Source organism: Nocardioides sp. NPDC057577 (assembly GCF_042801335.1).
Lineage (GTDB): Bacteria > Actinomycetota > Actinomycetes > Propionibacteriales > Nocardioidaceae > Nocardioides.
In genome coordinates, this window is sequence record NZ_JBHVGB010000047.1 from 1 (window position 1) to 12,631 (window position 12,631).

Annotated in this window: 11 protein-coding genes; all 11 read right to left on the reverse strand. The window is 70.6% G+C overall.

Annotated features, from left to right (window positions below):
* Positions 1-148: 148 nt before the first annotated feature.
* Positions 149-3,367 carry a UvrD-helicase domain-containing protein gene (locus ACFU7D_RS12070; RefSeq protein ID WP_378867317.1) on the reverse strand — a complete coding sequence of 1,073 codons (3,219 nt, stop codon included), beginning with the start codon at positions 3,365-3,367 and terminating at the stop codon, positions 149-151.
* Entirely contained in the window at positions 3,364-6,711 is a 3,348-nt protein-coding gene (locus ACFU7D_RS12075) for an ATP-dependent helicase (RefSeq protein WP_378867319.1), read from the reverse strand. Before ACFU7D_RS12075 ends, ACFU7D_RS12070 begins: the two co-directional genes overlap by 4 nt.
* Positions 6,712-6,744: 33 nt before the next feature.
* Positions 6,745-7,035: a DUF1905 domain-containing protein gene (locus ACFU7D_RS12080; protein ID WP_378724581.1), complete on the reverse strand. Its 291-nt coding sequence runs from the start codon at positions 7,033-7,035 to the stop codon at positions 6,745-6,747.
* Between the two features lie 3 nt (positions 7,036-7,038).
* Positions 7,039-7,488, reverse strand: coding sequence for a cupin domain-containing protein (locus tag ACFU7D_RS12085; protein WP_378724583.1), 450 nt, complete (start codon positions 7,486-7,488; stop codon positions 7,039-7,041).
* Positions 7,469-8,167 carry a hypothetical protein gene (locus tag ACFU7D_RS12090; protein WP_378724585.1) on the reverse strand — a complete coding sequence of 233 codons (699 nt, stop codon included), beginning with the start codon at positions 8,165-8,167 and terminating at the stop codon, positions 7,469-7,471. Before ACFU7D_RS12090 ends, ACFU7D_RS12085 begins: the two co-directional genes overlap by 20 nt.
* Before the next feature lie 78 nt (positions 8,168-8,245).
* A complete protein-coding gene (locus ACFU7D_RS12095; protein ID WP_378724636.1) occupies positions 8,246-8,911 on the reverse strand; it encodes a lysophospholipid acyltransferase family protein in 666 nt (221 codons plus the stop codon).
* Positions 8,911-9,231, reverse strand: a complete 321-nt coding sequence (locus ACFU7D_RS12100; protein ID WP_378724587.1) for an MGMT family protein — start codon at positions 9,229-9,231, stop codon at positions 8,911-8,913. Before ACFU7D_RS12100 ends, ACFU7D_RS12095 begins: the two co-directional genes overlap by 1 nt.
* Positions 9,232-9,373: 142 nt before the next feature.
* Positions 9,374-10,234, reverse strand: a complete 861-nt coding sequence (locus tag ACFU7D_RS12105; protein WP_378867321.1) for a hypothetical protein — start codon at positions 10,232-10,234, stop codon at positions 9,374-9,376.
* 60 nt (positions 10,235-10,294) lie between these two features.
* Positions 10,295-10,921, reverse strand: a complete 627-nt coding sequence (locus ACFU7D_RS12110) for a class F sortase (RefSeq protein ID WP_378867323.1) — start codon at positions 10,919-10,921, stop codon at positions 10,295-10,297.
* Positions 10,918-11,208 carry a hypothetical protein gene (locus ACFU7D_RS12115; RefSeq protein ID WP_378867325.1) on the reverse strand — a complete coding sequence of 97 codons (291 nt, stop codon included), beginning with the start codon at positions 11,206-11,208 and terminating at the stop codon, positions 10,918-10,920. The genes ACFU7D_RS12110 and ACFU7D_RS12115 overlap by 4 nt, the downstream gene beginning before the upstream one ends.
* Before the next feature lie 140 nt (positions 11,209-11,348).
* On the reverse strand, positions 11,349-12,563 hold the full coding sequence (gene moeZ / locus ACFU7D_RS12120) for an adenylyltransferase/sulfurtransferase MoeZ (RefSeq protein ID WP_378724594.1): 1,215 nt from the start codon (positions 12,561-12,563) through the stop codon (positions 11,349-11,351).
* Positions 12,564-12,631: the final 68 nt, after the last annotated feature.

A 12,631-nucleotide genomic window follows, 5' to 3' on the forward strand; every position in this document is an offset into this window, starting at 1 on the left:
GCCAAATCTTTCTCGGCGACGGCCGGTGTCAAGGATCGCCGAAGGCGACCGGCGTCAGCCGGCGGCTGCAGGCCGTCCTTTACTCCGGACGCCGCCGAGAAGACCCTCAAGCAAGGGTCGGCGGCAAACACCAACCACAAAGAAGCGGTCAGCGCCCCCCGCCCAATATCTCCTCCAACTCCCCCCGCCCAGGAAGCGCAGAAGGCTCGACAAGCCGACCAGACCGCACGTAATAGAAAGCCGCCCGAACCCGAGCCAACGGCACCCCCATCAGCTCAGCCCACCCGACCCGATACAGCGCGAGCTGGAGCGGATCGGCGTTCTGGCTCTGGTTGGTCTTCCAGTCGACGATCAGGAAGCTCCCGTCCGGCTCCTGGTAGACGGCGTCGATCCGTCCCCGAACGACCTGGCCTGCCAGGACGATGGCGAACGCCGCCTCGACCCGGAACGGCGGCCGGTCCGCGAAGGGCCCGTTCTCGAAGGCGCTGATGACCTCCTCGAGGCCGGACTCGTCCTCGATGCCGTGGTCTGCACGACCGGGGAGATCATCGGGGTCGAAGAGGTCCTGCTGACCGAAGCGGGCCTCGACCCAGGCGTGGAACCGGGTGCCGAAGCGGGCCTGGGAGGACGGCTTGCGGGGCATCGGGCGGACCAGGTCGGCGGCGAAGCCGAGCGGGTCGTCGCGCAGCTTCGACATGGCGGTGGCCGAGAGCGAGGACGGCAGCGGTACGACCACCTCCGGAGCGCGCTCACGCTCCGCCTCGGTGAGCAGCCGCTCGATCTCCTCGTCCCACTGGTTCACCGTCTCGAGCAGGGTGAGGTCTTCGAGATCATCGGGCCCCGGCGTCGCCTCGCGAACCAGCCTGGCCGCCTCCAGCCGGCGCTCCACCTCGGGGGTGTGGTGGTTGATCGGCCACGGGAGGTCGACCTCCTGCGCTGCGTACGGGCTCTCCTCCTCGCCCTTGACCACGACGTCGGCCCAGCGGTCGGGCTTGGCGCCCCACTGCAGCAGCGCCTCCCGGGTCTTCTCGACATAGACCGACGGCCCGCGGCCCTCCTTCAGGGAAGGCGACCAGCGCCAGCACGAGACGAACTGGATGTGGCGAGCACGGGTCCAGGCGACGTAGGCCAGCCGAAGCTCCTCGACGCGCTCGTGCTCCTTGCGCTCGGCGAGGAGCTCGTCGATCGAGTCGGCGTCGTGGCCGTGGAGCTGCGGCAGATCGGCGCGATCACCGCGGAGAGCGGCGGGCATGACCGAGGGGACGGTCAGCCACGAGGATCGGGTCTGACCGGTGGGGAACTTCTTGTGGGTGACCCCGACCAGGAAGACGACGTCCCACTCCAGCCCCTTGGCGCGGTGGACGGTGAGCAGCTTGACCGAGTCGGCCTCCGAGGGGGTGGCGACGTCGAGGCCCTGGCCGTATTCGTCCTCCGCCTCGAGGTAGGCCAGCAGCGCGGCGAGGGTGACCTGACCATCGAGACCCTCGAAGTCGGCGACCGCCTGGACGAAGAGGTCGAGGTTGTCCCGCCTGGCCGAGGCCGCCGGGGAGACCGAGGCGGCCAGCTCGATGTCGATGCCGGTGACGTCGATGATCCGCCGGACCAGGTCGAGGAGCGGCTCGTTGACCGCCCTGCGCAGCCCACGGAGCTCGTCGGCGAGAAGCTTGAACCGCTCCCGGGCCTGCGGTGAGTAGTCGTAGTCGGAGGGGTCGCCGGGATCCTCCAGCGCGTCGTTGAGCGAGGGAATCTCAGTGGGGTCGGTGCCCTCGACCGCCGCCTCCAGCTGCCGCTCGATGTCGGCGAACTCCTCCGCGCCGCCGACGACCCCGGCCAGGTCGCGTGACCTGCGGCCGAGGATGGCCAGGTCGCGCGGACCGACCGCCCAGCGTGGACCGGCGAGCAGCGTGAGCAGCGCGGCGTTGGCGGTGACGTCGTGGAGCAGCTCCATGGTGGCCACGACCTCAGCCACCTCGGGCAGCCGCAGCAGCCCCTTCAGACCGACGATCTCGACCGGGATCTCGCGAGCGGTGAGCGCGTCGAAGACCGCCGCCGCCTGCGAGTTGTCCCTGGTCAGGACGCCGATCTCCTTCCACTCCCCCACCGCCTCATGGGCCTCGATCACCTTGTCGGCGAGCCAGAGCAGCTCATCGTCGTACGTCTCGTGGACATGCACCCGCACCTCACCGTCGCGCGCCCCCTCGGCGGCGACCAGACGCTCCTTCTCGCGACCCTCGTAGAGCTGGGCGGCCAGATGGTTGGCGGTGTCGAGGATGCGTGCGTCGGAGCGGCGGTTGACGGTCAGGGAGTAGGCGGGGCGCCGTCCGTCCTTCGTCGGGAAGTCGCGGCCGAACTCGAGGATGTTGCTCACCGAGGCGCCGCGCCAGCCGTAGATCGCCTGGTTGGGGTCGCCGACGGCGGTGACGGGGTGTCCGTCGCCGAAGAGGCGGGCGAGCATCTGGGCCTGGGCCACCGAGGTGTCCTGGTATTCGTCGAGCAGCACGACCTTGAACTTCCCGCGCTCGATCTCGCCGACCTCGGGCGTCTCCACGGCCAGCCGGGCGGCGAGAGCGATCTGGTCGGAGAAGTCCATCAGCCCGAGCCGGTCCTTGAGCCGCCGGTAGCCGTCGACCAGGTCGAGCAGCTCGTAGCGCTTGTCGATCGCGTCGATCGCCTTCTCGACCTTGGTCAGCTTGGTCTTGACCCGTTTCCCGTCGGCCAGCTGGGCCGTGAGGTCGGCCACCTCCAGCGCGAACAGCGACCGCTCGTTGCGGTCGTAGGCGCGCAGCGTGGCGGGGTCGACGAGGTGCTCGGAGAGCTCGGAGTCGAGCGCGAGCAGCTGCTGGACAGCCAGCTTCGGGTAGTCGGTGAGCTTCTCCACCGGGTGGGTGTGCCGGGCCAGGGCTCGAGCCGCCAGCTGGTAGCGGGTCGCGTCGGCGATCAGCCGGGTGTCGGGTTCGTGACCGATCCGCAGGCCGTGCTCGGAGAGCAGGCCGGAGGCGTAGGAGTGGTAGGTCGCAACCGTCGGCTCGGTGGGCTCGTCATCCTCCTCACCGGGCCGCGGCGGGCCCTCGCGGCGCTCCGGCCACAGCCCCGCCTTCTGCAGCGACTCCCGGATCCGGGTGGCCAGCTCGGCGGTCGCCTTCGTGGTGAAGGTCAGACCGAGCACCTCCCCAGGAAGCACACGGCCGGTGGCGACCAGCCAGACGACTCGAGCGGCCATCACCGCGGTCTTGCCGGACCCGGCGCCGGCGATCACCACGGCCGGCTCCAACGGCGCCGTGATCGCGCGGAACTGCTCCTCGCTGTAGAGCCAGTCGTGGCCCATCAGCTTGGCGAGCTCCTCAGGGGTCTCGACGGTCATGCTCATGACAGCACCGATCCCGAGGTCTGCGCCGGGCAGAGCGAGACGAACTGGCACCGGTCGCACTGCTTACCGGGTCTGGCCACGAACTCCTCGGCGCGCACGGTCGCCACCGCCTTCTCCAGCTGAGTGATGATCTCGGGCGGCTCGGGCGCCTGCACCTGCACCTTCGGCAGCTCGCTCCCCGAACCCGCGGGATGGCGCAGCTGGATCAGCTCCGCACCACCGGAGGTCGCCCCAGGTGCCAGCGACGAGGCCGCGCCGTGCTCGACGGCCAGCTGGTAGAGGCCGAGCTGGCCGTGCTCCTTGACCTCCTGCGCGGTGGGCGGATACTTCCCGGTCTTCAGGTCGACGACGACGATCCGGCCGCTCTCATCGAGCTCCAGGCGGTCCGCATAGCCGTTCAGCCGCACCGTCTCCCCGCTGGGCAGCGAGACCTTCGCCGTCAGCTGCTCCTCGAAGCCGATCACGGTCCGTGCGCCGGGGCGCCGGTGCCAGGTCAGGAACCGGGCCAGCACATCGTGGACCGCCTCACGCTCGCGGGCGGCGGACCAGGGCGTACGGAACTCGAGGCCGCCCCAGACCTCGTCCACGAACGGCATCAGGTCCTCGACGGTGGCGGCATCGAGATCGCCGCGGGCGAGCTGCTCGGCGATCGCGTGCACCACCTTGCCGAAACCCTGGCTCGAGGAGTCCGTGACGGCGCCCCCGGCCTCCCGGGCCAGGAACCACTGCGCGGGACAGGTCAGGATCGCCTCCAGCGCCGACGCGCTCAGCGTGATCGGACGGTCCTCGGGGCGCACCGCGGCCGAGGCGTACGTCGGGGCTCGCAGCCCCCACCAGGTCGACGGGTCGGCGGAGAGCGCGATCCGCTTGCCTCGCACCTCGGTCGCGGCCAGCATCGCAAGCCTCCTCGCGGCGGCCTCGCGCAGCGCGTCGGGTTGGGCAGGATCCGCGGCGGTGCGGCGTAGCTCGGCGACCAGACCGGCCAGCGACAGCGGTCGGGCCGGCCTGCCGACGCGGTGACGGATCTGGTCCTCGCGCAGGCCGAGCTCGTTGATGAACCGCGACGGCTGGTCGCCGTCGTCGTCGGGTGACTTCACCGCGGTCACGACCAGCCGGGACCGGGCGCGGGTGGCGGCGACGTAGAAGAGCCGGCGCTCCTCGGCGAGCATCGCCGAGCGGGTCAGTGGCGGCAGCAGCCCGCCGTGACGGCCGTCCGGCAGCGCCGGGGCGATCCGGTCGGGGCCGAGGAGCGAGTCGCGCCGGCGCAGGTCGGGCCATGCCCCCTCCTGGACGTGGGCGACGACCACCAGACCCCACTCCAGCCCCTTGGAACGGTGGGCGGTGAGCAGCCGCACCGCCGAGCCGCGCACGCCCTTGTCGGCCAGGGTGTCGGCCGGGATCTCCTGGGCACGAAGCGTGGCCAGAAAGGTCTCCACCGAGGTGAACTCCTGGCGTCCCTCGATCTTGGCGGCGGTGTCGAAGAGCGCCACCACCGCGTCCAGGTCGCGGTGTGCCAGCCGCGCCGCCGCACCGCCGGACTCCACCTGCGCCCGGAGCCGCTGCCCCCACTCGGCACCGTCCCACAGCGTCCACAGCACCTGCTCCGCCCCGGCCCCGTCTTTCAGCACGGTCCGCGCCTCGGCAAGCAGAGCCGCAAGCCGGCGGACCCGCCCCAGCACCCGCTCCTCGCCACCCCCGCCGCCCTCGCCGCGACCCCCGCCGGTCGAGCCGGATTCGTGAGGTACGAACGAATCCGTGTCGAGACCAACACGGTCCCCTGTCGCGCTCGATCGGACCGTGTTGGTCTCGACACGCTCGCTGGCGCTCACGGCTCGACCAGCGGCGAAACCGGGATCGAGCACGGCACGGCGTACGAGATCATGTGCGGCGACGTCGGGAAAGCGAGCCCGCAGGGTGCGGGTGAGCGCGCGGACGTCGGTGGCATCGAGGCCACCGAGCGGACCGGTGAGCAGCTCATGGCAGCGCTCGGGGCGTACGTAGCGCTCGTCGAGATCCGACTCGACGTCGGCGTCGACGACGATCCCGAGCGCGTCGAGGAGGACCGCGGCGGCGGGCTCGCGGACCAGCGGGGTCTCGTCGGCGGCGACCTCGACCGGGACACCGGCGGCGGTCAGCGACCGGCGCAGCTGCGGGATCGAGGTGCGACCGGAGCGCACCAGGACGGCCATGTCGGACCAGTCGATGCCGTCCTCGAGATGCGCGCGGCGGAGCAGGTCGGCGATGTGCTCGGTCTCGGCGCGGTCGGTGTCGAAGGTGAGCACCTCGGCCCGGCCGGGGTCCTGAGCCAGCGGGTGCGGGTTGCGGAAGGTGTCGTAGGCCGCGGCCGGGATCGAGCCGCGCACCGAGATGCCCGCCGCGATCGACCGCGACGCCCGCAGCAGCCGCGACCCGAACCGCCGGGTCGTCCCGAGCGCCACCACCGGCGCGTGCCGGCGTTGCCTGGTCAGGAACTGGGAGGGGAAGTCGAGGATCCCGTTGACGTCGGCGCCCCGGAACCCGTAGATCGACTGATCGGGGTCGCCCACCACGATCAGGTCGCGCCCGTCACCGGCCAGCGCCTGCAGCAGGGCGACCTGGCTCGGGTCGGTGTCCTGGTATTCGTCCACGAACACGCACGCGAACTCCGCCCGGAGCTCGGCCGCATGCCGCTCGGCCTCGATCACGCCCCGCATGATCAGGTCGGGGTAGTCGATCGCCGACTGCGCACCGAGCACGTCGAGGTACTGCTCCAGGAACCACCCTGCCGCGACGAACTCCGAGATGCCCTCCTCCCGGCCGAGCGCCACCAGCTGGTCAGGATCCAGACCTCGCTCGCGCGCCCGCGCGATCACGGTCTGCACCTCCCGCGCGAACCCGCGGGTGCCGATCGCCATCCGGAACCGCTCCGGCCACCGCACCGACTCCGGGTGGTCGGCCAGCAGCTCCTGCAGCACCACATCGGCCTCCGGCGCCGAGAGCAGCGTCAGCGGGGCGGCGTAGAGCTCGGCAGGTGCATAGCGGCGCACCAGGCCGTAGGCGAAGGAGTGGAAGGTCGAGGAGACCGCCCCGGACAACGTCCGCCCCAGCCGTGCGGTCACTCGGTCGCGCAGCTGCTCGGCGGCCTTGCGCGAGAAGGTCAGGGCCAGCAGCTGGTCAGGACGTACGCCGCGGTTCTCGATCCGGTCGACCACCGCCTCGACCAGCGTGGTCGTCTTGCCGGTCCCGGGTCCGGCCAGCACGAGCAGCGGTCCGCCGGGATGCTCCACGACCGACCGCTGGTGCTCGTCGAGCACCGGCACACCGACGGCACTCGGCGGCGGGGCAAGGCGGTAGGAGACGGTCACGGGCTCCACCCAACCAGAGAGCACCGACAACCGTCAGGCGTCATGCCCCAGACGCATCCTCACCTCGACGACGTCGTCGAGATCGAGGCCCTCCGCCTTCCGGACGACCACCTTCAACGGCAGCAGATAGGTGCCGTCCTTGGGGAAGAGCGCGGTGGTGAACGTGGTCTCGCCGATGGTGGCGGTGACGGCGACCTGGCCCCAGTACTCCAGACCCCGGGCGTCCTCCTTGAGGTCCTCGGCGTCCTGGACAGGCATCGGCACGTAGTAGAACGGTGCCGGCCCGCGCCACTCGATGACGGCTCCTTGGAACGCGTACTCCATCTCCTACTCCGCGGTGCCTGATTCTGGGGCAAGCTCGAAGTCGTCGAAGTCGAACCCGGGCGAGACCACGCAGGAGACGAGCGCGTCTTCGGCCGAGGGCACCGTACGCTGCCACACCCCCGCCGGCACGACCGCCTGCGGCACCTGGCCGGCGGCGACGTCCACCCCGACGAGCACGGTCTCCCCCTCGACCGGAGCCTCGCCGGCGCCACCGAGCTGGAGGGACACGACGCCGGTGTGCGCCAGCCAGATCTCGTCCGAGGTGACCCGGTGCCACGCGGACGACTCCCCGGCCAGGAGCCGGAAGTAGATCAAGGTCGCGGTCGGACGCACCCGTCCGTCGGGCAGGGTGACGGTCTCGGCAGCAGCCCAGGTCTGCCGGAACGCCCCGCCTTCGGGATGCGGCGCGAGGTCAAGAGCGGAGGTGATGGAGTCAGCGGTCACCCGGCTCATTGTGCCGGGTCTCGTTGGCCGGGTCGTCGGGGAAGCGCGGGTCGCCGAGCAGGTACTGCCAGATCAGTCCCGGCTTCTCGTGCGGCACCCGCTCGGGGCCGCCGACCGAGCGGCCCTCGACCGCGTCCCAGACGGCGTCGACGGGACGGGCCACCCGGCGTACGACCTTTCCGGCCAGGCCCGTGTGCGGCAGGTGGGGATGCGGACGCGAAGGCGCCCTCCGCGCGGCGGCGGCCATCCGCTCCGCGACCAGGAGAAGCTCGTCGTCGGAGGCGTCCTCGGCGAGGCGCGAGACCAGCTCGCCCTCCCTCTCCTCCTGGTCGATGAGCGCCTCCTCGACCTCGCCCCACAGCGTGGGCCACCCGTGGGTGGTCTCCCAGGTGGAGCCGTACTCGTGCGCCTTCACGTGGAAGAGCAGCACCTCCAGGTGCCGCGCCGTGGGGAGGTAGTCATGGACCAGACCTGCTCCGCCCTCGCAGTGAGCGGAGACCGCCGGCAGCAGTGCCTCGTCCACCGCATGCAGGTGGCGGGACGTACCGGCGTTGAACTGGTCGATCGGTGGGCAGCCCCGGCGGGTCTGCTCCGGCCTGGCGATGATGCTCCGAGCGTGGGCCAGGCGCCCAGCGAGCTCGTCGTGCTTGCGTCGCAGCTCATCCTGCAACACGGTCGTGGTGGCCATCTGCCTCACCTCGGCTGCTAGGGGGTCCACCTTCCAGAGTGCGCCTCTTCTCACCCCCGCGCAACAGGCAACCTGCGATCAGACGTCGGCGGGCCGCTCGTTGTAGACCCCGGCCAGGTCCTGGCCGCTCAGCGCCGCGATCGCCGCCATGACCTCGTCGGTCAGGGCTCGGCGGGCCTTGCCGAGAGGTACGCCGTCGAAGCGGCCGGCCACCTGGATCGGCTGCCCGAACTCGACGGTGACCTTCGCCAGCCGCGGCAGGCTCGACCCGACCGGCTGGAGCTCCGCGGTCCCCCGCAGGCCCACCGGCACCACCGGCACGCCGGCGGTCAGCGCCAGGTGCGCGACGCCGGTGCGTCCGCGGTAGAGCAGGCCGTCGCGCGACCGGGTGCCCTCCGGGTAGATCCCGAACGCCTCGCCCTTGTTGAGCACCTCCAGGGCGACCTCCAACGAGCCGAGCGCGGCCTGCGGGTCGTCGCGGTCCACGGGCAGCATCCCCATGCCCTCGAACCACGCCCGCTGGGCAGCGCCCTTGAGCCCGGTGCCGGTGAAGTAGTCGGACTTGGCCAGGAAGTGCACGGGCCGGGGCGAGACCGACGGGATCACGATCGAGTCGGCGAAGCTGAGGTGGTTGCTGGCCAGGATCACCCCGCCGGCGCGCGGGACGTTCTCGGCCCCGGTCACCGTGGGACGCCAGACCGCGCGGAGAACGGGAGGTACGACGGCGTGGAGGACGCGATACATCACGGGATCATCGTAGGCGGCAACCACATCGCTTCGCGCAGGTCCACAGCCCCCGAGACACGTCGCGGGGTGCCCTCCTCGAGATAGGCCTGCCGGGCCTCCTCCCCGTGGGAGGCGGGGAGCGAGCCATCGGCCCGCACCACCCGCCACCACGGCATCCCCGCGCCCTCGCGCGCCATCACCGAGCCGACCTGCCGAGGCCCGCCTCCGAACTCGTCGAAGAGGGCATCGGCGATCGCACCGTACGTCGTCACCTGGCCGCGTGGGATCCGCTCCACCAGACGCAGAACGGCCTCGACGTACGCCTCCCGGTCGGTCATGTCCCTACTTTCGCTGGTCGAGCCCCGCGAGCGCTAGCGAGCGGGTGTCGAGACCAACACAGTCCCATCTGCGCTCGAGAGGACCGTGTTGGTCTCGACACGCTCGGCCGCAGGCGGCCTCACGGCTCGACCAGCGGTGCTGTCACAGGACTCCGGTGAACGGCTCGGTGCCGTGAACCAGACGCAGACCGGAGATGCCCGAGGTCGCCTGGGCGTACTCCAGCTCGAGGTCGAGGTCGCCGATGTTGTTGGAGCCCGGGAGCGGGAGCAGGCCGAGCGTCGACAGGGTGCCGACGGCCTTGCCCTCGGAGCTCAGGAAGCCCGATCCGGAGTCACCGGGGATGCCCGGGGTGAGGTTGTAGAGCGGGTGCGACCAACGGGTGCCGCTGTCCCCGAGCGAGAGGCCGATCTTCGGCGAGAGCAGGTCCAGGTCGGCGCGCACGGAGGAGTTGCCGTAGGAGTAGACCCGATCGCCGGCGGCGGTGCCGTCGGTGTCGATGCCGGTCGGACCGCCCCAGATCGGCACGCTCGGGTTGACCTTGCCCTTGTCGCCGGAGCTCACCTTGACCAGCGCGAGGTCGTTGTAGGCGCAGGTGTTCTCGTCGGTGGTGCCGCGCTGCTGCATGGTCACCCACGAGGAGTACGCCAGAGTGCCCTTCCCGATGACGGTGCCCTCGCTCAGCAGCGAACCGCCCTCGTTGAAGGTCACCGGGGTGCCCAGCGGGAGCGACTTGGCCGCGCACCCGTTGGTGTCGGTGGCCTCGCCCAGACCAGCACAGTGGGCGGCGTAGCCGACGTAGACGTTGGCCGCGGAGTCGGTGTAGACGAAGTTGGCGGTGCACTGGGCACCCTTGGTGTACATCTGCACGCCCGGGGTGATGGTGGCCGTGTCGGCCGGAGCCCAGGCGTGGGCCGGTGCCGGGATCAGGGCCGGCACGAGCGCGGCGGTCAGGGCGGTGGCGGCAAACGCTGCGGCGCGGCGTACGGAACGGGTGCGGACCATGTGGGGGCCTCGTCTCTAGAGTGATGTGACTCACAGGTAACGAGGCGCGGTGGCCGGGGGTTACGGGACCGCCACGACCACGGTGTTGCCCTGGAACGAGGTGCCGTCCCAGTCGTCGCAGGTCACCACGACCAGCTTCGGCTCGCCGTCGGTGTCGAAGAGCCTCTTGCTTCGCTTGGCGACCTGTTCCTTGGAGAGGTCACGCACCGACCGGACGGTGTAGCTGAACTCCTCGTCCTTCGTCCGCACGACGATCTCGTCGCCCTCGTCGACCTCACCCAGCCGGTCGAGGACGCCGCCGCCGTTGTGCAGGGTGTGCCCGACGATCAGCACCGACCCCTCGTCGGCTCCGGGCTTCGCGCCGCCCTTCCACCAACCCATGAGCGAGGCGTCGGCGGGCGGGGTGAGCGTGCCGTCCTTCATCGCCAGCGGCACCACGTCGGCGTGCACGTTGAGCGACTCGATGGAGACGCCGCGTACCTTGCCCTTCTTCTTCGGCACCTCGGCCAGCGCCCCGGCCGGGATCGACGGGGTCGTGCTCGGCGGGGTCGCGTTGCTCTTCTTCGCGTCGTCGATCTTGACGTAGTAGTCGTAGGCGGCATAGCCGAGCACGGCGACCGCGACCACGAGAACGACGACGAAGATCTCGCCGAGGAAGGTCCTCAGGCTGGGTTGACCGTTGCTCACTCTGCCGAGCGTGCCACAGCCTCAGCTCGTCTGCGACGGACGGCCAGCCCGGCCCCCGCTCCCATCAGCAGCGCACCGACGCCGGCGAAGACATAGGACGGAGGTACGCCGCGAGTCGGGTCCGCGACGTTCGACTCCAGCCTCTCCGGGTCGATCGCAGTGCCGACGGCCGCGCCGGAGGCCGGCTCCGGGGCCTGGTCGCTCGCGTGGGCAGGGGCACCGAGAAGCAGTCCGCCGGCCAGGGTGGCACCGGCGAGCGTCGCGCTGAGACGAGCGCGTGTGGACAACGTCGAATCCTCCGAGGTTCGGGCATTGATGCAACTCCGCCCCCCGCAGCTGCGATCGCAAAACTATCGGTATCGCCACGCACAGATAAAGCCAGCGGCGGCCCCAGAGGAGCCACCGCTGGCCAACAGTTCAGTAATGCTCAGTAGGACGGCTGCGAGGGGTCGATCTGGTTGACCCACGCCACCACGCCACCACCGACGTGGACCGCGTCCGCGTAGCCGGCGCCCTTGGCGATCGCGAGCACCTCGGCGCTGCGTACGCCGCTCTTGCAGTGGAACACGAGCGGCTTGGCGCCATCTGAGGTGAGCTCGGCGACCTGAGGGATCGCGTTGCCGTTGAGGAACTCGCCCTTGGGGATCAGGACGGCGCCGGGGATCTTGTTGATCTCGTACTCGTTCGGCTCGCGCACGTCGACGAGGACGAAGTCGCGGCTGCCCTCCTCGCGCTCCTTGATCATCTCGGAGAGCTGGTTGACCGAGATGGTCGAGCCGGCCGCGGCGTCGGCCGCCTCGGTGGAGATCGCGCCGCAGAAGGCGTCGTAGTCGATCAGGTCGGTGACCGTCGCGTTCTCGCCGCACAGCGCGCAGTTGGGGTCCTTGCGGACCTTCAGCTTGCGGTACTCCATCTCGAGTGCGTCATAGATCATCAGCTTGCCGACCAGCGGCTCACCGATGCCGGTCAGCATCTTGATGGCCTCGTTGACCTGGATCGAACCGATCGAGGCGCAGAGCACGCCGAGCACGCCGCCCTCGGCGCAGGAGGGGACCATGCCCGGGGGCGGGGGCTCCGGGTAGAGGCAGCGGTAGCACGGGGCGTCGTCGGTCAGGGTCGGCGCGAACACCGAGGCCTGGCCGTCGAAGCGGTAGATCGAGCCCCAGACGTACGGGATGCCCAGGAAGTAGGCCGCGTCGTTGACCATGTAGCGGGTCGCGAAGTTGTCGGTGCCGTCGACGATCAGGTCGTAGCCGGTGAAGATCTCGCGCACGTTGTCGTTGTCGAGCCGCACGTCGTGCAGCACGATGTTGACGTACGGGTTGACCTCCTTGATCGCCGCCGCGGCCGACTCCGCCTTCGGCTGGCCGACCGTCGACTGCTTGTGGATGATCTGGCGCTGCAGGTTGGACTCGTCGACCTCGTCGAACTCGACGATGCCGAGGGTGCCGACGCCTGCCGCGGCCAGGTAGAGCAGGGCGGGCGAGCCGAGACCGCCGGCGCCGATGACCAGCACCTTGGCGTTCTTCAGGCGCTTCTGCCCGGCCATGCCGACGTCGGGGATGATGAGGTGGCGGCTGTAGCGGCGCACCTCGTCGATCGTCAGCTCGTCAGCGGGCTCCACGAGCGGGGCTAGGGACACAACTGCTCCTCAGTTCGGACGTACGTATGCCTACTTGAACACCGCAGGCACATCTCCATGTTCCCTCA

Coding starts and splice junctions, on each gene's coding strand:
- ACFU7D_RS12070 (WP_378867317.1), bottom strand. CDS start 3,367: ATGAGCATGACCGTCGAGACCCCTGAGGAGCTCGCCAAGCTGATGGGC.
- ACFU7D_RS12080 (WP_378724581.1), bottom strand. CDS start 7,035: ATGGAGTACGCGTTCCAAGGAGCCGTCATCGAGTGGCGCGGGCCGGCA.
- ACFU7D_RS12085 (WP_378724583.1), bottom strand. CDS start 7,488: ATGAGCCGGGTGACCGCTGACTCCATCACCTCCGCTCTTGACCTCGCG.
- ACFU7D_RS12090 (WP_378724585.1), bottom strand. CDS start 8,167: ATGGCCACCACGACCGTGTTGCAGGATGAGCTGCGACGCAAGCACGAC.
- ACFU7D_RS12095 (WP_378724636.1), bottom strand. CDS start 8,911: ATGTATCGCGTCCTCCACGCCGTCGTACCTCCCGTTCTCCGCGCGGTC.
- ACFU7D_RS12100 (WP_378724587.1), bottom strand. CDS start 9,231: ATGACCGACCGGGAGGCGTACGTCGAGGCCGTTCTGCGTCTGGTGGAG.
- ACFU7D_RS12105 (WP_378867321.1), bottom strand. CDS start 10,234: ATGGTCCGCACCCGTTCCGTACGCCGCGCCGCAGCGTTTGCCGCCACC.